The organism is Azospirillum sp. TSH20, from assembly GCF_003115935.1.
In the GTDB taxonomy this organism is placed as follows: Bacteria; Pseudomonadota; Alphaproteobacteria; order Azospirillales; family Azospirillaceae; genus Azospirillum.
Genome location: NZ_LGQU01000110.1, coordinates 60,124 through 83,137, shown reverse-complemented (window position 1 = coordinate 83,137; position 23,014 = coordinate 60,124). Strand labels below are relative to the sequence as shown.

General features: G+C 69.9%; 22 protein-coding genes. 7 read left to right on the top strand and 15 right to left on the bottom strand.

From position 1 onward, the window contains the following. The first annotated feature begins 9 nt into the window (after nucleotides 1–9). The 6 genes from TSH20_RS27005 (at nucleotide 10) to TSH20_RS26980 (ending at nucleotide 8,960) form a co-directional block, all read left to right on the top strand. A complete protein-coding gene (locus TSH20_RS27005) occupies nucleotides 10–1,569 on the top strand; it encodes a DUF4384 domain-containing protein (protein ID WP_109156836.1) in 1,560 nt (519 codons plus the stop codon). Nucleotides 1,570–1,684: 115 nt separating this feature from the next. Next, the gene (locus tag TSH20_RS27000; protein ID WP_158282069.1) at nucleotides 1,685–2,455 is read left to right on the top strand and encodes an OmpA family protein; all 771 of its coding nucleotides are present in this window, start codon (nucleotides 1,685–1,687) and stop codon (nucleotides 2,453–2,455) included. Nucleotides 2,456–2,482: 27 nt separating this feature from the next. After that, nucleotides 2,483–2,827, top strand: coding sequence for a hypothetical protein (locus TSH20_RS26995; RefSeq protein ID WP_109156838.1), 345 nt, complete (start codon nucleotides 2,483–2,485; stop codon nucleotides 2,825–2,827). A gap of 41 nt (nucleotides 2,828–2,868) precedes the next feature. After that, a complete protein-coding gene (locus TSH20_RS26990; protein WP_109156839.1) occupies nucleotides 2,869–3,999 on the top strand; it encodes a DUF4384 domain-containing protein in 1,131 nt (376 codons plus the stop codon). Nucleotides 4,000–4,006: 7 nt separating this feature from the next. Next, nucleotides 4,007–5,911, top strand: a complete 1,905-nt coding sequence (locus TSH20_RS26985) for an adenylate/guanylate cyclase domain-containing protein (RefSeq protein WP_109156840.1) — start codon at nucleotides 4,007–4,009, stop codon at nucleotides 5,909–5,911. A 247-nt stretch (nucleotides 5,912–6,158) separates the two neighbouring features. Then, nucleotides 6,159–8,960, top strand: a complete 2,802-nt coding sequence (locus tag TSH20_RS26980) for an SUMF1/EgtB/PvdO family nonheme iron enzyme (protein ID WP_109156841.1) — start codon at nucleotides 6,159–6,161, stop codon at nucleotides 8,958–8,960. A 6-nt stretch (nucleotides 8,961–8,966) separates the two neighbouring features. Here TSH20_RS26980 and TSH20_RS35105 read toward each other — a convergent pair whose 3' ends face one another. From TSH20_RS35105 to TSH20_RS26945, 7 genes are all read right to left on the bottom strand, one after another. Continuing rightward, a complete protein-coding gene (locus TSH20_RS35105; protein WP_158282068.1) occupies nucleotides 8,967–9,686 on the bottom strand; it encodes a hypothetical protein in 720 nt (239 codons plus the stop codon). A 114-nt stretch (nucleotides 9,687–9,800) separates the two neighbouring features. Then, nucleotides 9,801–10,511 (bottom strand): Crp/Fnr family transcriptional regulator, encoded by a 711-nt coding sequence (locus TSH20_RS26970; RefSeq protein WP_146205409.1) that lies wholly within the window; start codon nucleotides 10,509–10,511, stop codon nucleotides 9,801–9,803. Nucleotides 10,512–10,712: 201 nt separating this feature from the next. Further along, the gene (locus tag TSH20_RS26965; protein ID WP_109156844.1) at nucleotides 10,713–10,973 is read right to left on the bottom strand and encodes a hypothetical protein; all 261 of its coding nucleotides are present in this window, start codon (nucleotides 10,971–10,973) and stop codon (nucleotides 10,713–10,715) included. A gap of 31 nt (nucleotides 10,974–11,004) precedes the next feature. Next, complete coding sequence (locus TSH20_RS26960; RefSeq protein ID WP_109156845.1) at nucleotides 11,005–11,364, bottom strand: hypothetical protein; 360 nt, start codon at nucleotides 11,362–11,364, stop codon at nucleotides 11,005–11,007. Between the two features lie 43 nt (nucleotides 11,365–11,407). Continuing rightward, nucleotides 11,408–11,875: a hypothetical protein gene (locus TSH20_RS26955; RefSeq protein WP_109156846.1), complete on the bottom strand. Its 468-nt coding sequence runs from the start codon at nucleotides 11,873–11,875 to the stop codon at nucleotides 11,408–11,410. A 223-nt stretch (nucleotides 11,876–12,098) separates the two neighbouring features. Then, on the bottom strand, nucleotides 12,099–12,641 hold the full coding sequence (locus tag TSH20_RS26950) for a hypothetical protein (RefSeq protein WP_109156847.1): 543 nt from the start codon (nucleotides 12,639–12,641) through the stop codon (nucleotides 12,099–12,101). 170 nt (nucleotides 12,642–12,811) lie between these two features. Continuing rightward, nucleotides 12,812–13,552, bottom strand: a complete 741-nt coding sequence (locus TSH20_RS26945) for an SDR family oxidoreductase (RefSeq protein WP_109156848.1) — start codon at nucleotides 13,550–13,552, stop codon at nucleotides 12,812–12,814. A gap of 99 nt (nucleotides 13,553–13,651) precedes the next feature. Between TSH20_RS26945 and TSH20_RS26940 the strand changes: the two genes are divergently transcribed. Next, nucleotides 13,652–14,599: an AraC family transcriptional regulator gene (locus TSH20_RS26940; RefSeq protein WP_109156849.1), complete on the top strand. Its 948-nt coding sequence runs from the start codon at nucleotides 13,652–13,654 to the stop codon at nucleotides 14,597–14,599. Nucleotides 14,600–14,609: 10 nt separating this feature from the next. On the opposite strand, the gene TSH20_RS26935 is transcribed toward TSH20_RS26940, so the two are convergent. The 8 genes from TSH20_RS26935 to TSH20_RS26900 form a co-directional block, all read right to left on the bottom strand. Then, on the bottom strand, nucleotides 14,610–15,095 hold the full coding sequence (locus TSH20_RS26935; RefSeq protein WP_109156850.1) for an acyl dehydratase: 486 nt from the start codon (nucleotides 15,093–15,095) through the stop codon (nucleotides 14,610–14,612). After that, entirely contained in the window at nucleotides 15,092–16,405 is a 1,314-nt protein-coding gene (locus TSH20_RS26930; RefSeq protein ID WP_109156851.1) for an MFS transporter, read from the bottom strand. The genes TSH20_RS26935 and TSH20_RS26930 overlap by 4 nt, the downstream gene beginning before the upstream one ends. A 3-nt stretch (nucleotides 16,406–16,408) precedes the next feature. Beyond that, nucleotides 16,409–17,650, bottom strand: coding sequence for a CoA transferase (locus TSH20_RS26925; RefSeq protein ID WP_109156852.1), 1,242 nt, complete (start codon nucleotides 17,648–17,650; stop codon nucleotides 16,409–16,411). Beyond that, entirely contained in the window at nucleotides 17,647–18,828 is a 1,182-nt protein-coding gene (locus TSH20_RS26920; RefSeq protein WP_109156853.1) for a CoA transferase, read from the bottom strand. The genes TSH20_RS26925 and TSH20_RS26920 overlap by 4 nt, the downstream gene beginning before the upstream one ends. Nucleotides 18,829–19,053: 225 nt before the next feature. Then, nucleotides 19,054–20,115 (bottom strand): TRAP transporter substrate-binding protein DctP, encoded by a 1,062-nt coding sequence (dctP, locus tag TSH20_RS26915; RefSeq protein WP_109156854.1) that lies wholly within the window; start codon nucleotides 20,113–20,115, stop codon nucleotides 19,054–19,056. Between the two features lie 46 nt (nucleotides 20,116–20,161). Continuing rightward, complete coding sequence (locus TSH20_RS26910; protein ID WP_109156855.1) at nucleotides 20,162–21,451, bottom strand: TRAP transporter large permease; 1,290 nt, start codon at nucleotides 21,449–21,451, stop codon at nucleotides 20,162–20,164. After that, on the bottom strand, nucleotides 21,451–22,002 hold the full coding sequence (locus tag TSH20_RS26905; RefSeq protein ID WP_109156856.1) for a TRAP transporter small permease subunit: 552 nt from the start codon (nucleotides 22,000–22,002) through the stop codon (nucleotides 21,451–21,453). Before TSH20_RS26905 ends, TSH20_RS26910 begins: the two co-directional genes overlap by 1 nt. Nucleotides 22,003–22,024: 22 nt before the next feature. Next, on the bottom strand, nucleotides 22,025–22,972 hold the full coding sequence (locus TSH20_RS26900; protein WP_109156857.1) for a zinc-binding dehydrogenase: 948 nt from the start codon (nucleotides 22,970–22,972) through the stop codon (nucleotides 22,025–22,027). Nucleotides 22,973–23,014 lie beyond the last annotated feature (42 nt).

The window sequence follows — 23,014 nt, the reverse complement described above, 5'->3', positions numbered from 1 at the left end:
ACAGCGCCGATGAGCATGGTCGGGTTCCTTGGTTCCGCCGTGGTTTCCGTCGGCCTGACGCTGACGCTGGGCGGCTGCTTCACCTCCGGCGAGATGGCGCGCGTGGTGCAGCAGCCGAAGACCCCGGCGGTCCGCACCATCAGCAGCTTCAGCGAGGCGCTGCGCTGCATGGACAGGCTGCTGTGGACCCACGGCAAGCGCGATATCTACATCACCGCCAACGGCCTGCCCGACGCCACCGGCCGGGTGGCCGGCGGCACCAAGGAGATGCTGATCACCGCCGTCTCCCGCATGTCGGAGACCTCCAACGCCTTCCGCTTCGTCGATTTCGAACCGGCGCTGGACGATGTCAATGCTCTGTACTGGATGATCGGCGTGCAGCCGAACTTCCGCGCGCCGTCCTACTACATCCGCGGCGCCATCACCCAGCTGGACGACAATGTGGTCAGCGAGGCGGCGGGGGCCGGGCTGTCCCTGCCCAAGCTGGACATCGGCGTGTCGGCCGATCAGGTGGTGTCGATGGTCTCGGTCGACCTGAATGTCGGGGAGCTGGTGACCCGCCAGATCATCCCCGGCATGTCGGCGTCCAACACGCTGGCCGTGGTGTCGTCGGGGCGCGGGGCGGATGCCGGCGGGGTGATCGGCAAGGCCGGCCTGTCCTTCAACATCTCGCTGAACCGGTCGGAAGGGCTGCACCAGGGCGTGCGCACGCTGGTCGAACTCAGCACCATCGAGGTGCTGGGCAAGCTGACCCGCGTGCCCTACTGGCAATGCCTGGGCATCGACCAGACCAACCCCGCCTTCATGGCGGAGGCGCGCGGCTGGTTCGACGGCATGGCGCCGGCGGAGCGCGTCACCTTCACACAGCGCGCGCTGTCGGCGCAGGGCTATTACGACGGCCCCGTCAACGGGCAGCTCGACCAGCGGACCGCCGAAGCGGTCGGGCGTTTCCAGGCCGACCACGACCTGATCGCCACCGGCCGCATCGACTTCGACCTCTACCAGCGCCTGCTCGCCAAGCCGCCGGCCGAGGGCGGGGCGCCGCCGGCCCGGCTGCAAAGCGTCAGCAATGCCGGCGGCGAGGGGCTGCCGCGCGCCCAGCCGTCGCCGGCCCGGCTCGACCTGCTGTTGTCGTCGGACCGCGGGCCGGCACCGCGCTACCGCGCCGGGGAGGCGCTGGTGGTGCGGATGCAGCCGACGGCGGACGGCTTCGTCTACTGCTATTACCGCGATGCCGCCGGCACGGTCTCCCGCATTTTCCCCAACCGTTTCCAGCCCGACGCCTTCGTCGAGGCCGGCCGGCAGGTGGAGATCCCGCCCGGCGTGCAGAAGCCCTTCAACCTGCGCATGGACCGGCCGGGGGCGGAGGAGACGGTGGCCTGCGTTCTGTCCCATGACGAGATCGGCCTGCGCATCCCGGAAGCGTTCAAGAGCGAGGATCTGCAGCCCATTCCCGGCGCCGCCCTGGACGACGTCATCAACGCCTTCGCCACGGCGAAGGGCAGCGACGCCCGCGCCAAGCGGCTGACGGTGAAGGTGCTGCCCGGCACGCTGGCGCAGGGGGAGTGAAGCCCAGGCCATTTTGGAAAACGGGGCCGACTGTTGGCCGGCTCACAGCGCGGGGGAGGGGGTGGCGCTAGAACCAGGGGCAACGCCGTTCCTTCTCCTGCCCATGGAGCCTCAAATGACCAAATCCACTCTGTTCCATGCTGTGGCCGCCACCCTGCCGATGCTGGCCGTCTGGGCCGGTCCGGCATCCGCCCAGACGGTGGAGGGCTCCGGCCAGTCGAAGGTGATGATGTTCGACCGGCCGCCCAGCGTGGAGGAACTGCGCGAGGTGGTGTCACCGGAACCGAAGATCCGCACCCGCAGCATCGAGATCATCGGCGGTGCGGCCGGTGCCGCCGCCAAGCGCCCCCGCCCCATCGACGAGATCAATTACGGCACGGCCCCCCTGCCGACGGCGGCGCAGCCGGCCCCCCAGGCGGAGATGCAGCCGGTCGCCCAGCCAACTCCGCAGCCGGCACCGAGCCGTCCCGCGCACAAGCATCGCCGCCAGGAGGTGCGGATGGAGGCAGCCGCCGAACCCGCCCCGGCCCCGGCCGCCGAGCCGGAGGCGGCGCCGCAGGCCTTCGGATTCCGCATCAACTTCGCCCTCAATTCGGCCGAGATCCCGGCGGAGTCCGCCTCCTACATCGACTCCGTCGGGGCGCTGATGAAGGAGGATCCGAGCCTGGGGCTGACGGTGGAGGGCCACACCGACGCCAGCGGCAGCCTCGCCTACAACATGCTGCTGTCGCAGCGCCGCGCGGTGTCGGTGGGCGAGTATCTGGTTCGCGTCCATCAGATCGATCCCAAGCGCATAACCGTCGACGGCAAGGGGCCGACCGAACCGCTCGCCGCCAACCCCTATGACGGCCGCAACCGGCGCGTCGAATTCAAGCCGACCCATTGAGCGGCGGCCGGAACGGAGGGCGATGCCATGAAACACGCCTTGCTCCTGGTCATTTGTCTCGGGCTTGCCGCCACCACCGGGGCCGACGCCACGGTGGTCCGGAAGAAGGATGGCGAAAGCTCCGGGGCGGCGAGCGGCGGTGTCGATGTCGCCCCCGCCGGCAAGCGGGTCCGGGTCCAGTGCTGGCAGGACGGCCACAAGATCATCGACGAAGCGGACCTTGCCGTCGTCTCGCTCAGCATCGCCAGCCAGATGAACGGGCTGCGCTTCCGCAGAAACGGCGCGACGGACGGGGCGGTGTCGGTGGTGACGCAGTCGCGCACCGCCTGCCTGCTCTCCCCCGACGACGGACGGGAGCGCAGCCGCGACTGATCCGCCTCCCAACCAGGCCCCCCAACCAGAAGGTGACAACCATGTTCAAGCGATCCATTTCCCATGCGTTCGGCGCCGCCGTTCTTGCGCTGGGCTGCGGCCATGCCGCCGGGGTGCGGGCGGAGGCCGTGGTCGTGTCGTCCAGCGCGCCCGGCTTCGTTCAGGGCCAGTTGGTCGCCGACGGGCAGGCCTTGCGGCTCCCCGATGGGGCGAATGCCACGCTGTTGTTCGCCAATGGGCGGCTGCTGCGGCTGCGCGGTCCCTATGACGGTGTGCCCGACGACAGGGCCGACAGTGCGGTTTCGGCCCGTGCCGGCCCCGGCGACGACCGCTTCATGCAGAGCGACCTGGGGGCGGCACGCGCCCTTGGGAACCCGCTGGACGCGGCGCTGGAGCGGGCGCTGGCGATCGACCCGTCGGCGTCCGGCGTCCAGTGCGTCAAGGCGGGAAGCCCGCCCGCGCTGCGCCGCCCGGCCGAGCCGGGGCTGGACCGCCTGATCTTGCAGGACATGGCGGGTGGGGAGCGTGCGACGGTCAATTGGGCGAACGACGGTCCGGCGCCCTGGCCGCGGTCCCTGCCGCTGGCGGACGGGACCGACATCGGCGCGCTGCGGCCGGATGGAACCCTGGTCGGCACGGTGCGTGTCCGCATGGTCGGAGCGACGGGCGGGGCGGCGCTGGCGGTGGGCATGGCCTCGGCCGGCTGCGCCGGGCAGATCGCCGCGGCGATGGCGGCCCTGCGCGACGCGACTGTGCCGCTCGACCTCTTCCTCTCGACGGATCACGGCGGCGGACCCGCCTACCGGCCGGGCGAGGACATCCGCCTGCTGGTCCAGACCGACCGCGACGCCCATCTCTATTGCTATCTGCGCAACGCGCGCGCTCAACTGATCCCGATCTTCCCGGCCGGCGCCGCGATGAGCGCCCGGGTGGCGGGCAATGTGCCGCTCAGCCTGTCAGGCGACCGCATGCCGCTGCGCGCCGGGGAGGGGCCTGCCGATCTGGAGGTGCGCTGCATCGCCGCCAGCCGCAACCTGGACGACGAGATGCCCGGCCGCTCCGCCGCCTTCCGCCCGCTGTCCGAGGAGGCCGCCGTCCAGCTCGACCGCGCGGTGTCGCGCCTGCGCGAGACCGAAGTGGCCTCCGCCCAACTGTTCCTGAAGGTCCGGTGAGGGGCGCATGGACGGTGCGCCGGCGACACGGCGGGGAGGGCCGCAAGGGAGGCAGCAGTCCTCCCCCATCGCGGGGCCGGCGGCGGAGGATCGGCCGGCATCCGGCCGGCACCGCTGGCCGGGAGGCTGGCTGACCCTGGCCATCGTGCTGGGCAGCGCCCTGATGGCGCTCGCCGCCGCGCGGCTGGTGCCGCCGTTGCGCACCGCGGACGAGAGTTTGGCCGACCGGATGATTGCCACGGCCGCCCCGCCCCAGCCGCAGCATCCGGCCATCGCGCTGGTGCTGTTTGGGGAGGACAGTTTCGCCGGGCTTGCCTGCCGGTCGCCGGTGGATCGCGGCATGCTGGCCGACATCATCGGCGTGCTGGAGGCGGCCCGGGTCCGTGCCATCGGGATCGACGTGCTGTTCGACCAACCGACCTTGCCGGCCTTGGACGAGCGGCTGCGCCGCGCCATGCTCGGCGCGACGGTCCCGGTGGTGGCGATCACCGCACTGGACCAGACGCCGTTGACCGAGCGGCAGCGCCGCTTCCTCGGCGAGTTCACCGACGGGCTGCCGCGCGGCCATGCCAATCTGGCAAAGGACCGGCTGGACGCCGCCGTGCGCTGGCACGTTCCCTTCGGCGGCGACGGCACGCCCAGTCTGCCGGTGCAGCTCGCCCGGCTCGGCGGTGTGTCCGGAGTTCCGGCGGAGCCGTTCCGCATCGACTGGCACGGCCGGCCCGATGGCGCCACCACCCCGTTTCCGATCTATCCCGCCGAGGCGGTCGCCGTTCTGCCGAAGAGCTGGCTGACCGGGCGGACGGTGCTGGTGGGCACGGCGCTGGCCGGCATCGATCAGCACCGCACGCCGCTGTCGTCCGCCGGGGCCTCGACGCCGGGCGTGGAGATCGAGGCGCATGTGCTGGCCCAACTGCTGGACGGCCGGAGCAGCCCGCGGCTTCCCTTTGCCGGGGAGGCGGCGCTGGCTCTGCTGATGGCGGCGGCGGGGGTGGCGCTGGCGATGGCCGGGCTGCCGCTGGGGCTGCTGGCGGGGGCGGGGCTGCTGGTGCCGGCCGGGGCCTGGGCCGGTGCGGCGGCGCTGTTCGCGGCGGGCGGGCCGCTGGTGCCGCTGGTGGCGCCGTCGCTGGCCTGGGGCGCCGGCATCGCCGCGATGACCGTGCAGATGTCGCTGCGCGAACGGGCCGACCGCCGCGTCATGATGCAACTGTTCGCCAACCATGTCTCCCAGCCGGTGGCGGAGGAGATCTGGCGGGAGCGCGCGACCTTCATGGCCGGCAACCGCCCGCGCCCGCAGCAACTGACCGCCACCGTGCTGTTCTCCGACATCGAAGGCTTCACCACCATCTGCGAAGCGCTGGAGCCCGAGCCGCTGATCCGCTGGCTGGAGGGCTATCTGGATGCCATGGTGCGCATCGTCACCGCCAACGAGGGGGTGGTGCTGCGCTTCGTCGGTGATGCGATCCTGGCGGTCTTCGGCGCGCCGGTGGCCCGCACCACCCAGGCGCAGATCGACGCCGACGCCGCCCGCGCCGTCCGCTGCGCCCTGCAGATGGGGCGGGAGCTGGTGGCGCTGAACCACCGGTGGCGGGCGGAAGGGCTGCCGCCGGTGGGGATCCGCGTCGGCCTGTATACCGGCCCCCTGGTGGCCGGCAGCCTGGGTGGGCTGCGGCACAGCGAATATTCGCTGCTGGGCGACACCGCCAACACCGCCGCCCGGCTGGAGGCCTATGGCAAGATGGTGGATGCCCGGTCCTCCCACCATGCCCGGATCATCGTCGGCGATCCGACTTGGCAGGCGGTGCGCGACCGCTGCAAAGCGCTGCCGGTGGGGGAGGTGGCGCTGAAAGGCAAGGTCAAGGCGGTGCGGATTTGGCTGTTGATCGACGATGAGGACGCCGATGGCTCCTAGTGATAATCGTCAGCATTACCCCTCGATACAGGAAGTAATCACTTCGGCCTGCTACCCCCTCTTTTGCCGGGTTTAGGCGGAAGGGGCGGATTGGCAATTGCCTCGTCCATGGGTATGCTTCTTCCAACCATGGCGGGCTGCCGGCAATTTCCGTAAATTCAGCCAAGTTCGTCCGCCATGCGTCGCAAGCCTTTCCGGCGGACCCCCGTGGTCGAGGGGGCCTCTTTGCTCGGGGACGGAGGCGGGGATGATGGGACCGGTCGGACCCTGCCGGACGCTTTTCGCGGTGCTGCTGCTCCTGCTGGTGGTCGCGGTGCCGGGTGGCTTTGCGCATGCGGCCCGTTCGGCGGGCGGCGGGCCAGGGCCGGGGTCCGGCGCGGCGGAAAGCCGGCTGGCGCTGGTGATCGGGGTCAGCAAATACAGCAACGCGCCGGAACTGCTGAACCCGCGCAACGACGCCCGGGCGATCGGCGAAGCGCTGCGAGGGCTGAATTTCACAGTGGACGAGGAGTACGACCTCGACGCCCGCGGCTTCGCCACCGCCCTTCGCCAGTTCGGCATCAAGGCATCGCAGGCCGACGTGGCGGTGATCTTCTATGCCGGGCACGGCATCCAGGTGAACGGCGTCAATTACCTGCTGCCCGCCGACGCCCAGTTGGAGCGCGAACGCGATCTGGTCTATGAGGCGATCCCGCTGAACCTGCCGATGGGGGAGCTGGCCGGGGCGCGCAAGCTGGGCATCCTCATCCTCGACGCCTGCCGCAACAATCCCTTCGTCGACCGCCTGACCCGCAGCGGATCCAATCGCAATCAGGCGCATCCCGGCTTCGGCAGCGTCGACGACACGCCGAGCGACACGCTGGTGGCGATGGCGACCCGCGCCGACCAGCTGGCGGAGGACGGCACCGGCGACCACAGCCCCTTCAGCGCGGCGCTGCTCCAGCATCTGCAGACGCCGGGGCTGGAGCTGAGCCTGTTCTTCCGCAATGTGCGCGACACGGTGAAGCAGGCCACCAACGGCCGGCAGGAGCCGTTCGTCTATGGGTCGCTCGGCGCCACGCCCTTCTACTTCAACCCGCGCCCGCCCAACCGGCCGCCGGTGCTGGGCGAGTTGCGGGCGCTGATCGTACTCGACCACGCAGGGCCGGAGCCGCTGGGGGCCGGCAAGCCGACCGACCCTGACGACGACCAGATGTACGCCCGCGTCACCGGGCTGCCGCGCGGCGGCACCGTCCGCGTCGGGGAACGCAGCGTCTTGATCGGCGACTATCTGACGGTGGAGCAGCTGGCGGCGACCAGCTTCAAGCCCGACGGCAGCTTCCGCGGAGAGGCCGGCGCCTTCGAGTTCCTGGTGGCCGACGGCCGCGGCGGCATGGTCACCGGCACCATCCCGGTCACCATCAAGCCGAGCAACCAGCCGCCGGCCGTGGTGGCGGAGCGCAAGCTGCGCGTCGCCGTCAATCCGATGGGGATCGACGCCCCGGCCGACCCGGACGGCGACCCGCTGACCGTCACCGTCACCGCCGTGCCGGACCGCGGCAGCGTCCATGACGGCGCGGCGGTGGTGAAGCCGGGCGACCGGCTGACCGTCCAGGCGCTGACCGCGCTGACCTTCGACCCGGAGGCCGCGGCCCCCGGACCGGCCGGAACCCTGCGCTACAGCGTCGATGATGGGCGCGGCGGCACCGCCACGGCGAGTGTCAGCGTGGAGATCGCGCCGCCGGGTACACCGCCGGTGGCGGAACTGGAGGACAGCCTGTGGAAGCGCGTGCAGTCCAGCAGGGAGCCCGGCGATTACCAAGCCTTCCTGCAGTTGTTCGGCGGCAGCGGCTATGCCCCCATCGCCCGCCGCCAGCTGGAAACGCTGACCCTCGCCCGCAAGCGGGCGGAAGAGCCGCCGAAGGCGGAGACCAGGCAGGAGGCGGCGAAACAGGATGCGATGTTGGGACCCGGTCTGGAGCCGGCGGAACCCGGACGCTACACCGCCACGGTGGACGGCGTGCTGCGGGCGGCGCCGGCCAACAGTGGCGCGCGGGTCGGCCGGGTGGCGCGCGGATCGGCGGTGCAGGTGCTGGGCCGCGTGCCGGACGGCGGGTGGTATCGCATCGCGCTGGAGGACGGCACCCAGGGCTTTATTGCCGCCAGCCTGTTGAAACACGAACCGCTGCCGGCACAGGCGGCGGCACCTCCCCCGGCGGCACCGCCAGCGGAACCCGTGGTGGAGGCAGCCATCAAACCGCCACCGCCCGAGCCCTCCAAGGTCGAGCCGCAGGTGGCGGCCACCGCGCCGCCCGCACCGGCGCCGAGCAACGGGACGGCGCGCAACCATGGCAACGGCAACAGCTTCCAGGATTGCCCGACCTGTCCGGTGCTGGTGCGGGTGCCGGCGGGCAGCTTCATGATGGGGAACGACAAGGGCGACCCGTCGGAGCGGCCGGTCCACCGCGTCACCATCGCCAAGCCCTTTGCGCTCGGCATGTATGAGGTGACGGTCGGCGAATGGCGCGCCTGCATCCAGGAAGGCGGCTGCACCGACATGCCGCGCATGGTCAACCCCACCGACGGCACGCCCGTCCACAATCTGCATTGGCAGGATGCCCGGGCCTATGTGGCGTGGCTCAGCCGCAAGACCGGACAGCGCTACCGCCTGCCGAGCGAAGCGGAATGGGAGTTCGCCGCGCGCGCCGGCACAACGACGCCCTACTGGTGGGGAGGGGAGAGCGGGACCCATGCCGACTGCGACGGCTGCGGCGGCCCGCACGAGCACCTGACCCCGATCGCGGCCGGCAGCTACAAGGCGAACCCCTTCGGCCTGCACGACATGAACGGCGGCGTGGCGGAATGGGTGGAGGATTGCTGGAACAAGAGCTATCACGGCGCGCCGGACGACGGCAGCGCCTGGACCCGCGGCGACTGCCGCAAGCGGGTGCTGCGCGGCGGCTCCTGGCGCGACAAGCCGGAGGCGATCAACGGCACGGTGCGCAACAGCTACGACATCGACGTGCGCTATCTCACCAACGGCTTCCGGGTGGCGCGCGAGGTGAACTGACGGCGTTCAGCGCTGGACGGTGACGGTGTTCTGGGTCGCGCGGTTGAGCGTGCCGACCGCGGTGTTGGTCACGGTGTTCACGTTGTTGAACTGCACACCGCCATTGGCCAGCGCCGTGGGCAGGTGCGGCAGTGGTCCGGCGGTGCTCATCAGCAGATCCAGCGTCGACGGGCCGGCGGGCTTGGCGGACGGCGCGGGAGCGGGGGCCGGGGCCGGTTCCGGCGCTGGCGCCGGCGAGGCGGGGGCGGCGGTCTCCACCGGGCCGGCGGCGGCGCCGTCGCCGAGCTGCTGCTGGCTGACGTTGCCGTCGCCGAAGGCGAAGTTCAGCGCGCTGTTGAAGTTGTTCACGATGAAGGGCGCGTCGATGATGGTGAAGCCGGGGTCGGGCTGCACCGGTGGCTGGCGGCTGGCGGCCAGCGGCTGGCCCTTGTTGAAGCCGGCGAGATAGCCGGCGTCGCCGCGGATGCGGGTGATCGCCTGCTGGTTCACGGAAGACCGGCGGACCGACGGGTTGGTCACCATCGCGCCGGGGGGTGCGCCACGGGGGGTCGGGTTCACCGACACCGGCAGGCGCGGCGCCTGGGAGAAGGCCTGCGCCATCGCGGCGCCGGGGATCGGGCCGGGCGGAAAGGCGATGCCGCCGGTGACCTGGGCTGCAGCCGTCCCGGCGGTCAGCAGCAGAGCGGCGACCGTGGGAAGAAGGGTGGTACGGGACGACATCGTCATGGGCTCCCTCCGGATCGGCTGCCGGCGCTGGTGGCCGGCTATGGGGAGCAGGGTAGGGCGGATATCTGGGCCGGCGCTGTGGCGCGGCTCACAGGATGGTGTCGATGGGGCGCTTCAGCCGCAGGATTCTCCGATCTCGTCCAGCGCGCGGGTATCGCGGATGACGATATGGCCGGCATCCATTTCGATCACGCCGGCACGCTGCCATTCGTTCAGCAGCTTGTTGACGCTCTCGCGCGACACGCCGACGAGGCAGCCGAGCTGCTGCTGCGACAGCTTGATGTCCAGCCGCAGCCCCTGCGGCCCCGGCTTGCCGAAGGCGTCGCCCAGCCGTTTCAGCGCGCGGGCGAAGCGGGAGGACGCTTCCAGGAACAGCGTGTCCTCCAGATGCTCGCTGGTCGTGCGCAGCCGCTTGCACAGCACGCCGATGATGCGGAAGGCCAGATCGGGCCGCGCCGTCAGCACCGGCATCAGCTGCGACCGGTCAAGGACCAGCAGGTCGGTCTCCTCCAGCGCCACCGCGTCGGCGGTGCGCGGCTCGCCGTCCAGAAGCGCGATCTCGCCGAACAGGCCGCCCTTGTTGATGATGCTCAGAACCAGCTCCTTGCCGTCCATGGAGTGGCAGCAGATCTTCACCCGGCCGCGGATGACCGCCATCATGCTGTCGCCCGGGTCGCCCTTCTGGAAGATCATGGCGCCGCGCGGGTGGTGGGACAGCCGGGCGGTATTGGCCAGACGATGCCGTTCCTCCCGCTCCAGATGCTTGAGCAGGAAATGCCCGGCGAGGACGAGATCCTTGTCGAAGTTGATCCGTATCGCGGTCATGGCCGCCACCCCCTGGCTGACATCGTGGCTGACATCGCGGGCCGCTTCTCCAGCCAGAGAATGGTACGCCTGCAACCGGGCCGCCTTACTCCGTCAAAGGCGGTACGCCGTCGTTGGCGCTGCTGCTCCGTCCGTGCGTGGGACGGACACGAAAAGGGCGGCCGGCGCTGGCCGGTCGCCCTTTGGTTGGAAAGTCAGGGGTTAGCGGAAGATCGCCTTCGGCGGCAATGGCTGCGGGTTCAGAGCACGGTCGCCGCCATAGGTGGGACCCGGTGTGAACCCCGGCAGGATCCGCGTTCCGCAGGTCAGGCAGGGCGGCGGCTTCGGAATGCCGGGGGCCGGCTGGAGGATCAGCGGGCCGAGCGAGGTGGCCCGTGTGTAGGACAGGGTCGGCGTCGCGGCGAACGCCGGTGCCGTGGCGATGGTGGCAAGCGCCAGCGACAGGGTCAAAAGGCGGGACATGGCGGTGTCTCCGGTTCGGTTGCGGTGAAGATCAGTCGATGTCGGGGTCGTCTTCGTCATCCTGTTCGAGGGATCGGGCCTGATGGCCGAAGGGGAAGCCCCGGCGGTCGAAGAGGCCATGCAGGTCGGGGGCGACCGGGCGGGGGAGCAGAAGGGCTTCCGCATCGGGAACGACCTCCGACCGCGGGTCCGACGGCGTGGCGGAGCAACGGGTCAGGCCGTCGAGCATCACGCAGCTCAGCGTTCCCGACCCCCGCATGCAGACGGTCTTGCCGTTGACCGTCTGGCAGGCGAGGGAGCCGGCCTGCACCGGGGCCGACAGGGCCGCGAACAGCAGGATGGGCGCGGTGATGGTCAGGATTGTCGGGAATTTGAGCGGGAGCTTCGGCATCGGTGGCCTCCCGGGTGAGAAGGTAGGGGGTGGGTGTGGGGGATCAGCGGCGCAGGCCGGTCAGCGATTGGCTGGCGCTGTTGCCGAGGCCGGCGGTGACGTTGGTGCCGACACCGACATTGGTGCTGACCAGAGGCCCGCGGCCGCTGAAATTCAGCCCGACCTGTACGCCGCTCCCTTGGGCATTGCCCTGGAAGCCGAGCAGCCTCTGGCCGGCACTGTTGCCGATGCCGGCGGCGACGTTGGTGGCGGTTCCGACATTGGTGCTGACCAGCGGGCTGACGCCGCGGATGGGCGCACCGCCGCCGCCCTGGAGGACGGCGCCCTGCTGCTGCGCCGAGTTGCCGATGCCGGCGCCGACATTGGTGGCGTTGGCGACGTTGGTGTTGACCAGTCCGGGAACGGCCATCATGGAGGGGAAGCCGGGGCCGGCAGCGGATTTGGGCTGCGCCAGGGCGGGGGTGGCGAGCAAGGCGGTGGCGAGAGCGCCCAGAACGATATTGCGGATCATGGCGTGGGTTCCTTCGATGGGGGGTGAGGCTTCGGGCTTCCGCGCCCCGGCTTTCTTGAAGGAAGCTTAGTGAAGTGCCCGGCAGGCTTCTGTGAGCTGACCCACAGTTGACCGGCGTTTTCCGGCAAGGCTCCGGCGGGGCCAAGCGGGCAAAAGAATGCTCCGGCCGGGAACCGGCCGGAGCGAGGTCTGGGGAGGAAGCCTGGAAGGAGTGGGTCCGTTGTCAGCGCTGCTTGACCAGGGCGCTCTGTCCGGCAAAGTTGCCGACGCCGGCCGACAGGTTCTGCATGGAGCTGTGGTTGAAGGGGCCGAGCAGCCCGCCGGAGCGCTGCAGCACGGTACCGTTCTGCAGGGCGGTGTTGCCGATGCCCGCCGCCGTGTTGCCGACATTGGCGACCGAGCCGCCGCTCAGCAGGCCGCCGCTGCGCTGCATCACCGTGGCCATCTGGCCTGCGTTGTTGCCGATGCCGGCGGCGGTATTGCCGATGGTCGCGGCCGAGCCGCCGCCCAACACGCCGCCGCTGCGCTGCTTCACGAAGGCGCCCTGGTTGGCCGTGTTGCCGATGCCGGCGGCGAGGTTCGACACGGTGGCGACGTTCGGCCCGGCGAAGGGACCCTTCGACTTCTGCATGACCAGCGCGCTCTGGTTGGCGGTGTTGCCGATGCCGGCCGCGGTGTTGGAGATGTCGGAGATGTTCTGAGCCATCGCCGGGGCGGCGAACAGGGCGAGCGAAGCGAAGCCGGTCAGCAGGGAGGTGCGGATCATGATCTGGTCTCCTGTCTCGGGGCCGCGGGATGCGGCGTGTTGCCGATGGACAGACCCTACCCAAGACCCGGATTCCGGGATGTGAGCCGCACCACAAACTGCGGACTTTTGTCGATCGGCGCCATTTTGCGTCTGGAGGCGCCGTCTTCGGGGCTCCGCAATCGCGATCCTCAGGCCGAAGCGAGCGCCACCGCGTCGGCACCGGCGGCAAGGCGCATCGGGCAGGACGGATCGGTCGCCGCGCGCCACACCGCTTCCGCGACATCTGAGGCGTTGGTGACCGGACCCGGCTGCTGCCATGCCGTGAAGACGCTTTGCGCCAGGGGCGCATAAGCCTCCGGAATGGCGTCGCGCATGCGGGACCGGGCATTCTCGCCGAAGGAGGTGTCCGGCGCCCGGCCGGGAAGGACCAGATGCGCCCGCACATGGAACGGCTCCAGTTCCAGGGCCAGCGATTCGGTGAAGGCGTTCACCGCCGCCTTGCTCGCCGTGTAGACCGAGAGCAGATGCAGCGGTTTCAGTGTCACGCTGGAGGTGACGTTGACGATGACCCCCGACTTCCGCGCCCTGAATTGCGGCAATAGCGCCTGCGTCATCGCCATGGTGCCGAAGGTGTTGGTCGCGAAGACCTCGCGTACGCTGTTCATCGTCACACCTTCCAGCGCGCCCAGCAGGCCGATGCCGGCATTGTTGACCAGCACATCGACCGATCCGGCCTCTTCCACCGCGCGGCCGATGCTGTCCGCATCGGTGACGTCGAGGCGGAGGATGCGCAGGCGGTCCGAGCGCGGCAGAACATCCTCGCACGGGGTGCGCATGGTGGCGATGACCGTCCAACCGCGGTCGAGGAAATGACGGGCCGTTTCCAGGCCGAAGCCGGACGAGCAGCCGGTGATGAGGATGGTTTTCATGGAATGGCTCCTGGCGAAATGGTGCGAAGCGGAAGATAGACCGCGACGGCTGGACCATCTACAATCGGAAATCCGGAATTCATTTGCAGGAGTCCGAACATGGTCGATCCCCTGGCGCAGGTGGTCAGCCTGCTCCGTCCGAGCGCCTCGTTTTCGAAGCTCACCTATGGGGCCGGCTGCTGGCGGGTCCGGCGGACGGAGGCCGGGCGGCCATTCTACTGTGTGGTCCTCGACGGCTCGTGCCGGCTGAGCCTTGGCGGAGGCGATCCGATCACCCTGGAGGCGGATGACTTCGTGCTGATCCCCGCCGCCAACGAGTTCACGGTGGCGAGCATCGAACCGATGCCGCCGGGGGCCGCCGATACCCGTCCGGTCGAACTGCGGCCGGGAGAGTATCTGCTGGGCAGTCCCGACCGGTCACCGGACGTCTGCAATCTGGTCGGTTACTGCGCCTTCGCGTCGCCCGACGCGGACCTGCTGGTGTCGCTGCTGCCACAACTGGTGCATGTCCGTGGCGAGAAGCGGTTGAGCGCGCTGGTGCGGATGGTGAACGAGGAATCGCGCGCGCTGCGGCCGGCACGCGAGATGATCCTGGCGCGCCTGCTGGAGATTCTGCTGATCGAGGCCCTGCGGTCCACGACGGTGTCCACGGGATCGCCGGGGCTGCTGCGGGGGCTGGGCGACGACCGGCTCGCCGTCGCTCTCCGGCACATCCATGAACGGCCGACCGCGCCCTGGACGGTCGCCCAACTGGCAAAGGAGGCGGCGCTGTCGCGTTCGACCTTCTTCGAGCGGTTCCGGCAGGCGGTCGGCGTCGCCCCCATGGAATATCTGCTGCAATGGCGCATGGCCCTGGCCAAGGACATGCTCCGCCGGCGCGACGGCGGGATCGCCGATGTCGCCGAGCGCGTCGGCTACAGCTCCGCCAGCACGTTCAGCGTCGCCTTCACCCGCCATGTCGGCGTGCCGCCGAAGGTCTATGCGCGCCGGCAGGAGGAGGGGGAGGCAACGCCTGCCGGGGCCGCGATGGCCGGCACTGTGCCGTGAGGATGGCGCCTTATGCCGGTGCGCCGTCGCGGGTCCGCAGCATGCGCAGGGGGTTGTAGGTCAGGACGACGGTTCCGTCCTGCCGCGTCACGCGATTGAGCGTGCGGATCAGGCCGCGGCCCGGCTTCGAGGTCGGGCGGGCTTCGATCACCTCGCAGGCGACATGGATGGTGTCGCCGACGAAGGTCGGCGCCTTCACGTCGATTTCCGCGTTGAGAAAGGCGAGGCCGGTGCGTTGCATGCTGGCGGTCAGCAGGCCTTCGGAAAAGGAATAGACCAGGGCTGCGGGCACGACCCGGCCGGCGATCGCCATATGCTCGCGGTCGGCGGTATTGGTGAACAGCTCCTCGGTGAACCAGCTGAGATTCACGAAAGCGGTGAGGTCGGATTCGGTGATCGTGCGGGCGACCGTGCGGAAGCGCGTGCCGACGGGCAGATCCTCGAAATGGAAGCCGAGCCCGATGGTGGGGCCTTCCGGATTTTGGCTGGCAGTCATGGTGTGTCCCCTTTTGCGGTGATGGCGGTTCCGGCCCGCAGCGGTGGCGGGGCCGGGATCGCTCCGGCAATCGCCGGGCTGAGAAGGAAGGGCAGGGGAGCCGCGCTGATGGCGGCGGCGGCCACCACCAGCGAGGCCCCATATCCCTGCGTGATGTCGTGCAGCAGACCGGAAAGCCATGCCCCCAGCGCCGCGCCGATCGACATGGTGGCGTAGATGCTCCCGAAGATGGTCGCCGAGCCGCCGACAAAAATCCGGCTGGTCAGGGTGGAGACGATGGGACCGCGTGCCCCCTGGGCGATGCCGAACAGCAGCGTGTAGCCGGCAAGCAGGATGGGGCTCGGCCGCCCATACAGCCCGATCAGACAGAGGATGCCGGCCAGCGTGCCGGCGAAGCTCGCCAGCGCCGTGGTGCGGAAGCCGATGCGGTCGCACAGGCCGCCGGCGGCGATCACCCCGGCGACCGACAGCATGCCGGCGGAGCCGAAGGCCGCCGCCGCCTCGATCGGCGGATAGCCGCTTTCCACCAGCATCGCCACGACCTGGACGATGACGATGTACATGCCGAAGGCGGTGAAGAACAGGACATGGACCAGCCCCCAGAAGGGCAGGGTGCGCATGGCCTCCGGCAGGCGCCATCCGGTCCCGGCGCGGCGGACGGGGGTGGCGCCGCCATTCTCCTGCTCCGCCGGACGGCCGTCGGCCAGCCGGCGCCACGGCAGCAGAAGCACCGGCAGGGCGAGCGCGGCGAGCAGCAGGCCCATCGCCTGATAGGCGCCGCGCCAGCCGAGCCTGTCGATCAGCAGCTGCGCCAGCGGCGCGATCACCAGGATGCCCGACCCGAAACCGGCATAGGCGATGGCGATGGCTGTGCCGAGATGCCGGCGGTGCCAGCGGCCGATCAGCGCCGCCGCCGGAATCATGCCGATGGCGGCGACCCCGAGCCCGGTGACGATGCCGAGACAGAGATAGAGCTGCCAGCGCGCCTCCAGCATGCTGCCGCCCAGCGTGGCCAGCGCCAGCAGGACGAGACCCGCCGGGTAGACGACGCGCGGGCCGAACCGTTCGAAGGCCATGCCGCTGATGGGAGCGGCGAGGCCCTGCACCAGCATGTAGAGCGCATAGACGCTGGTCAGGGTGCTGCGCGGCCAGCCGGTTTCCTGTTCGATGGGAACCAGGAAGACCGTGTAGGCATCGGCAACCCCCCGCGCCACGAAATTGAAGAGGAAGGCGAACAGGACGACGAGCAGCGCCGGCACCAGCGTCGGGCTCCGTCGCGGACCCCCGCCGATCCGGTTGCCGAAGGGCAAGGCTCAACCCTCCGCCGCGGTGGCGGCCGGAGAGGGGGATACCGCTGCGGGGCTTCGCGTGATGCCGCGCGCCAGAAGGTCGGCGATCCGCTCCTCGTCGTATCCGGCTTCGCGCAGCAGTTCCACGCTGTGTTCGCCCAGGCGCGGGGCTTGGCGGACGGGTTCCGGACGGCGGCCGGACCAGCGGGTCGGCACGCCGATGGAGCGCACCGTCCCCTCATGGGGATGCTCGACCGTCCGCAGGAAGCCGGTCGCCGCATGGTGGCTGTCGTCGATCAGGCTGTCGGGCGTGTGCAGCGGCATGACCGGGATGTCGGCCTTCGTCAGATCAGCCAGCCAGTCCGCCGTGCTGCGGGTGGCGATGGCGTCGGCGACCAGCCCGTACAGCTCGTTGATGTGGCGGGTGCGGCTGCCGATGTCGGCGAAGCGGGGATCGCTGTCGAGTTCCCCCTCCCGCCCGATCAGCGTGAAGAAATTGCGCCATTGCTTGTCGTTGTAGATCACCACGCAGATGTGGCCGTCGCTGGTGCGGTAGGGGCGGCGGTGGCGGGCGAGCAGCCGGGGATAGCCGGTGGGACCGAGCGGCGGTTCGAAGGTCATGCCGCCCATATGGTCGCCGAGGACGAACTCGGTCATCGCCTCGAACATCGGAATTTCGATCTCCTGCCCCTCGCCGGTGCGCTCGCGGTGGAACAGGGCGGCGGCGACCGCATAGACGGCGTGCAGCCCGACGGTGCGGTCGGCCATGGTCGCCGGCACATAGCGCGGATCGCCGCCGGAGGAGTCGGCGATCAGGGTGGGAATCGCCGCCGCGCCCTGGATCAGGTCGTCGTAGGCCGGCTTTTCCGCATAGGGGCCGTCCTGGCCGAACCCGGTGACCGCCGCGTAGATGATCGACGGGTTGACCGCGGCGAGGTCGTCGTAGGACAACCCGAGCCGTGCCATCGCGCGCGGCCGGACATTGTGGATGAGGACGTCGGCGTTACGGGCCAGATCGAGCAGTGCCTGCCGCCCGTCCGGCGCCTTCAGGTCCAGCACGATGCTGCGCTTGGAGCGGTTGGCGTGCAGGAAGATGGCCCCCATGCCGGGATGGCGCATCGGCCCGATGCCGCGGACATTGTCGCCGGCCGGGGATTCGACCTTGAGGACATCGGCGCCGAGATCGCCCAGGATCTGCGTCGCATAGGGACCCACCAGAACCGAGGTGAGATCGAGGATCCGAACGCCGTTCAGCGGGCCGTTCATGCCGGGCCTCCGTGAGGGGGGAATTTGGACGGGGTCGGAGCGGCAGCGCCGGCTCCGATTTCCGCCAGGATGGCTTCGGCGTCGCCGTTCAGGGCCGGCGCCGGTGCATGCAGGGGAGAGGTCCGCCCGGCGGCGCGGACGGGAAAGCCGACCTGCCGCCCGTCGGGACCGGTGACCGACAGGCCCAGCGCCTCCGCCTGGGGAGAGGCGGCGGCCTCATGCGGAAGGCGGCAGATGTCGGCCGGCACGTCGGCCTCGGTCAGCCTTGCGATCCAGCGGTCGGCGCTGTCGCCGGCAATCACCTCCGCCAGGAGGGTGGCGAGCCGGTCGCCATGCTCCTGACGGCCGGAATGGCTGTCGAATGCCGGCTCGGAAAGCGCCTCCGCAGCTTGGCCGGACGGCTGGGTCGCCACCGCGGCGCGGAAGCGTCGCCAGAAATGGTCCTCCATCAGGCCGAGCGCGATCCAGCGGCCGTCGGCGGTCCGGTAGATGTCGTTGGCCGGGCTGAGATGGGCGCGCGGATCCTGCTGCGGCTCGGTGCCATGGCGCAGGCCGGCGCAATAGAGCACGGCGCCGAACAGGCTGGCGTCGAGATGCCGGCCGTGTCCGGTGCGGTCGCGCTCCGCCAGCGCCGCGGTGATGGAGGCGGCGGCCAGCGCCCCCGCCGCGAAGTCGCCGACGGGAATGCTGGGGCGGGACGGCGGGCGGCTCCAATGTCCGGGAAGCCCGAGCGCGCCGGCTGCCGCCATGATGTTGATGTCGTGGGCCGGACGGTCCCGCGCCGGTCCCGACTGGCCGAAGCTGGAGACGGAGCAGTAGACGATCCGCGGGTTCAGGGCGCTGAGCGTCGCATAGCCGATGCCCAGCCGGTCGGCGACGCCGGGCCGGCTGGATTCGATCACCACGTCGGCCCAGCCCGCCAGCCGCGCCACGATGGGCTCGGCTGACGGGTTCTTGAGGTCGAGGGCCAGGCTACGCTTGCCGCGGTTGACCGCCGCGAACATCGCCGGCTGATAGCTGCGGGCGCTGTCGCCGCCGGGCGGCTCGACCTTCACGACGCTGGCGCCCAGATCGGCCAGCACCGTGGAGATGAAGGGACCCGGCAGCAGGGCTGAGAAATCGACCACCCTGGTGCCGGTCAGCGGACACCAGATTCGGGACGACTGGTCGGATGTCATCGGCTTTCCTGTGAAGCGGGGCGGGGATCAGGTCCAGGGCAATCGCATTCGAGATCACAGGTTCCCGGACAGGGACTTCCGTCATCCCCGCGAAGGAGGGGATCCAGAAAACGCTTTTGGAAAGCGGCTTAGATGGCTGGATTCCCGCCTTCGCGGGAATGGCGGGCTTCCCTGGACAGGATCGGGTTTCCCAAATGCGATTGCCGTGGGATCAGGTCCGGGCGATTATTTCCCGTCCTTCAGCGCCTGCTGGAAGGCGGCAAGCACCTCGCTGCCGGGCAGGCGGCGCTTGTCCAGGTTGGCCGCCCATTCCTTGCTGACCGACGACAGCATGTCCTTCAGCTTCGCGCTTTCCGCTTCCGGCAGATGGACCATGGTCACCCCGGCCTTCTTCAGCCGTTCGATGTCGTTGGCCTCGTCGTGGTCGGTCTTTTCGCAGGCGTTGTGGTTGATGGTCTCGGCGGCCTTGTCCATGGCGTCGCGGACGTCGGCGGGCAGCTGGTCCCATTTGCGCTTGCTGATCATGTAGGTGATGACGAAGCTGCCCAGATTCTCGCCGACGGTCGCCGACTTCACCGTGTTCTGCAGGTCGTATGACAGCACGCTGGAATGGGGGAACAGCATCCCGTCGACGGTGCCGCGCGACAGCGCCTCCATCACGTCGGGGGTCGGGATCTGCACCGGCACGGCGCCCATCTTGCGGATCGCCAGTTCCTTCGCGGCGCCGGTGGTGCGGATCTTCTTGCCCTTGACGACGTCGATGCCCTCGATCCCGGTCTTGCCCATGTAAAGCTGGTAGGGCGGCAGAACCATCGTCCACAGCACCCGCATGCCCGCCGGCCCGATCTCGCGCTTGTCGAGGATGCCGCCGGGCTTGACCAGCTGCCAGTAGGCGTTGGTGCCGGCGCAGGACGAGCTGAAGGCCTCCGGCAACTCGGCCACGGTGGACAGCGGCAGCTTGTCGGTCACGAAGGCCGGCGCGACATAGCCGATGTCGGCCACGCCGTTCTGCGTCAGGGACAGCAGGTCCTTGGCCTTGCCCAGCTGTTCGGCCGGGTAGTATTCGAAATCGACCTTGCCGTTGGTCAGGCGCTTGATCTCGTCCATCCAGGGCTTGGTGCCGTATTCGACGACATAATGGCCGGCGGGGAAGGAATCGGCGACGCGCAGCTTCGTCTGCTGTGCCGCCGCGGGCGCCGCCGAGACGGCAAGCGCGACGGCGGAGACCATGGGAAGGGCCAGGGGAAGGGTGCGCGCGAACAGGGCCGTGACGGTGGTCGGCTTCATGGGTTTCCTCCGGAATTTCAGCGGGTTGTTGTCGTTTGGCCGCGGGTCAGTAGCGCATGGTGGACGGCAGCCATGTGATGATCTGCGGAAAGGCGGTCAGCACCGCGATCAGGATCAGGTGCGCCACCACATGGGGCATCACGCCGGCGAAGATCTCCTCCAGCGGCCGGCCGGTGTAGCGGGCGACGACGAAGACGTTCAGTCCCATCGGCGGGGTCACCATGCCGACCTCCGCGGTGATGACGACGATCACGCCGAACCAGACCGGGTCGAAGCCCAGCGACAGGATGACCGGCAACACCACCGGCACGGTCAGGATCAGGATGGCGATCTGGTCCATGACGCAGCCCAGCAGCACATAGCCGAACAGGATCAGCGCCATGATCACCCACGGCGACACGTCGAGCGACCCGACCCAGTGGACCAGGTCCTGGGTGATCTGCGTCAGGGTGAAGAAGGTCCCGAACACATGGGCACCCAGCATGATCATGAGGATCATCGCGGTGGCATGGACCGCGCGGACCAGGGCGGCGCGCAGGGTCGCGGCGGTCAGGTTGCCCGAGCGCAGCGCCAGCAGGAACGCGCCGAAGGCGCCGATGCCCGCCGCCTCGGTCGGGGTGGCGATGCCGGCATAGATCGTCCCGGTGACGCCGGAGAACAGCAGGATCATCGCGCCGCACACCTTGAGCGAGGCGATCTTCTCGCGCAGGGTATAGCTGCGGCCTGCGGGAGCGCGGCTGCGGTCCTGGATGACCAGCAGATAGACGGTCAACACGATGGTCAGCGTCACCAGGATGCCGGGGATGATGCCGCCGACCAGCAGCGCGCCGATGCTGACGTCGGCGATGATGCCGTAGAGCACCAGCGCGATGCTGGGCGGGATCAGCATCGCCAGCGTGCCGGAGATCGCCACCACGCCGCCGGCCAGCTTCGGCTCGTAGCCCTGTGCCAGCATGGCCGGGATCGAGGTGGAGGACAGCGTTGCCGCCGACGCCGTGCTGGAGCCGGAGATGGCGCCGAAGCCGGCCCCGGCCACCGCCGTCGCCATGCCCAGCCCGCCCGGCACCCGGCCGACCCATTTGGCCGCGGCGGCGAACAGGTCGTTGGCGACCCCGCTGAGGATCACGAACTCCGCCATCAGGATGAACATCGGGATGGTGATCATCTCGTAGGAGTTGGCGGTGGAGAAGGGCACCGTTTCGAGGATGCCCATCACCATGTCGACGCCGCCGATCATCAGCAGCCCGGCCGCGCCGGACACCGCCATGGCGAACGCCACCGGCAGCCCGAAGGCCAGCATCAGGAAGAGGATGGAGATTCCGCCGAGCGCCACCATCAGATGCGTTCCTCCAGATTGGGTGTGGAAACGTGCTCGGCGCCCTGGGCGCCGCCGAAGGCGTCCCGGAGGTGGGTCGCGGTCAGCAGAAGATTGCGGAGCGTCAGCAGAACGCCGCCGATGACGACCGGCACCAGCGCGATCCAGGTCGGCCACAGATAGGCGCCGGACAGCGCCTCGTCGTTCTGCCAGGCGGAGAGGGAGCGCTGGAAGGCAAGCCAGCCGATCGCCGCCGTGACCATGGCGGACAGCAGGAAACCGGCGGCCTCGCCGATATGGCGCATTGGGGCCGGCATGCTGCGCTGGAGGATGTCGATGCCGATATGGCCGTTCTCGCGCAGGGTGTCCGACACGCCGAAGAAGAACATCCCGACCATGAGGTACAGGGAGATCACGTCGTAGGACCATGCCAGCGGCATGGCGAAGAAATACCTCAGGACCACGTCGGCCACGACGACCAGCATGATCAGCATCATGCAGGCCGCTGCGACCAGAGAGAAGACGTGGTCGACGGCGTCGAGGATGCCCGTCGGTCCGCGTGTCTTGTTCATGGCTGGCACCTCCCTCGATGTTTTATCGGCCGCCGTCCTGGACGAGCAGCACCGTTTTTCCCTTGTGCCGGCGGGCCAACAGGTCCGCGGCGGCGGCCGGCATTTCCGCCCACGGGCGCCGGACGGCGATCTCCGCCGCCAGCCGCCCCTCGGCGACCAGAGCCAGCAGCAGGGACAGGCCGCGGGCGGCCGGCTCGCCGCTCTTGATCTCTTCGAAGACCGCGAGGCCGGTCACGGTCCGCGATCCGCTCATGTAGAAGGCGCGGGCGTCGATGGTGGTCTCGGCGCCGCCGGTGACGCCGAAGACGACGCAGAGGCCGCCGGGCGCCAGCATGCCGAGCGACCGCGCCAGGGATGGTCCGCCGACGGATTCGACGATCAGGTCGAACGGTCCGAGGTTTGCGGCCTCGCCCTGATCCTCCTCCATCACCGCGGCATGGTGGGCACCGAAGCCGAGCGCCCGCGGCACGTCCCCGGCGGTGCGGACGATCGCGGTGACCCGCGCTCCGGCCTGCCGGGCCAGTTGGCAGGCGAAATGCCCGACGCCGCCGGTGGCGCCGGTGACCAGCACGCGCTTGCCCAGCAGGTCGCCGCCCCGCTTCAGCGCATACAGTGCCGTCAATCCGGCGACCGGCAGGCAGGCGGCCTGTTCCGTCGCCACCCCGTCGGGGATCGCCGCCAACTGGCGGACCGGCACGGCGGCCAGTTCGGACCATGCGCCCGACGCCAGCAGCCCGGCGACCCTGGTCCCGGCGGCGGGGCCGGAGCCGTCGGCCGCCTGCCGTTCCACCACGCCGGCAAGATCCCAGCCCGGCCTCGTGCCCGCCCGGGCGGACAGCGCCCGCGTCGCCTCGCCACGGTTGAGCGAGATCGCCTCCACCCGCACCAGCGCCTCCGAGGGCTTCGGTTCGGGGGGCGGCACGTCGTGCAATGCGAAGACCCCTCCCGCCTCCATGACGATCGCTTGCATGGCCCTATCCTCCCGTTCGGCGGTTTCCGGTGCGCAAGGGTG

What these genes read in the sequence shown, in the direction of transcription:
- TSH20_RS27005 (WP_109156836.1), top strand. Translation starts at nt 10, where the DNA reads ATGAGCATGGTCGGGTTCCTTGGTTCCGCCGTGGTTTCCGTCGGCCTG.
- TSH20_RS27000 (WP_158282069.1), top strand. Translation starts at nt 1,685, where the DNA reads ATGACCAAATCCACTCTGTTCCATGCTGTGGCCGCCACCCTGCCGATG.
- TSH20_RS26995 (WP_109156838.1), top strand. Translation starts at nt 2,483, where the DNA reads ATGAAACACGCCTTGCTCCTGGTCATTTGTCTCGGGCTTGCCGCCACC.
- TSH20_RS26990 (WP_109156839.1), top strand. Translation starts at nt 2,869, where the DNA reads ATGTTCAAGCGATCCATTTCCCATGCGTTCGGCGCCGCCGTTCTTGCG.
- TSH20_RS26985 (WP_109156840.1), top strand. Translation starts at nt 4,007, where the DNA reads ATGGACGGTGCGCCGGCGACACGGCGGGGAGGGCCGCAAGGGAGGCAG.
- TSH20_RS26980 (WP_109156841.1), top strand. Translation starts at nt 6,159, where the DNA reads ATGATGGGACCGGTCGGACCCTGCCGGACGCTTTTCGCGGTGCTGCTG.
- TSH20_RS35105 (WP_158282068.1), bottom strand. Translation starts at nt 9,686, where the DNA reads ATGACGATGTCGTCCCGTACCACCCTTCTTCCCACGGTCGCCGCTCTG.
- TSH20_RS26970 (WP_146205409.1), bottom strand. Translation starts at nt 10,511, where the DNA reads ATGACCGCGATACGGATCAACTTCGACAAGGATCTCGTCCTCGCCGGG.
- TSH20_RS26965 (WP_109156844.1), bottom strand. Translation starts at nt 10,973, where the DNA reads ATGTCCCGCCTTTTGACCCTGTCGCTGGCGCTTGCCACCATCGCCACG.
- TSH20_RS26960 (WP_109156845.1), bottom strand. Translation starts at nt 11,364, where the DNA reads ATGCCGAAGCTCCCGCTCAAATTCCCGACAATCCTGACCATCACCGCG.
- TSH20_RS26955 (WP_109156846.1), bottom strand. Translation starts at nt 11,875, where the DNA reads ATGATCCGCAATATCGTTCTGGGCGCTCTCGCCACCGCCTTGCTCGCC.
- TSH20_RS26950 (WP_109156847.1), bottom strand. Translation starts at nt 12,641, where the DNA reads ATGATCCGCACCTCCCTGCTGACCGGCTTCGCTTCGCTCGCCCTGTTC.
- TSH20_RS26945 (WP_109156848.1), bottom strand. Translation starts at nt 13,552, where the DNA reads ATGAAAACCATCCTCATCACCGGCTGCTCGTCCGGCTTCGGCCTGGAA.
- TSH20_RS26940 (WP_109156849.1), top strand. Translation starts at nt 13,652, where the DNA reads ATGGTCGATCCCCTGGCGCAGGTGGTCAGCCTGCTCCGTCCGAGCGCC.
- TSH20_RS26935 (WP_109156850.1), bottom strand. Translation starts at nt 15,095, where the DNA reads ATGACTGCCAGCCAAAATCCGGAAGGCCCCACCATCGGGCTCGGCTTC.
- TSH20_RS26925 (WP_109156852.1), bottom strand. Translation starts at nt 17,650, where the DNA reads ATGAACGGCCCGCTGAACGGCGTTCGGATCCTCGATCTCACCTCGGTT.
- TSH20_RS26920 (WP_109156853.1), bottom strand. Translation starts at nt 18,828, where the DNA reads ATGACATCCGACCAGTCGTCCCGAATCTGGTGTCCGCTGACCGGCACC.
- dctP (WP_109156854.1), bottom strand. Translation starts at nt 20,115, where the DNA reads ATGAAGCCGACCACCGTCACGGCCCTGTTCGCGCGCACCCTTCCCCTG.
- TSH20_RS26910 (WP_109156855.1), bottom strand. Translation starts at nt 21,451, where the DNA reads ATGGTGGCGCTCGGCGGAATCTCCATCCTCTTCCTGATGCTGGCCTTC.
- TSH20_RS26905 (WP_109156856.1), bottom strand. Translation starts at nt 22,002, where the DNA reads ATGAACAAGACACGCGGACCGACGGGCATCCTCGACGCCGTCGACCAC.
- TSH20_RS26900 (WP_109156857.1), bottom strand. Translation starts at nt 22,972, where the DNA reads ATGCAAGCGATCGTCATGGAGGCGGGAGGGGTCTTCGCATTGCACGAC.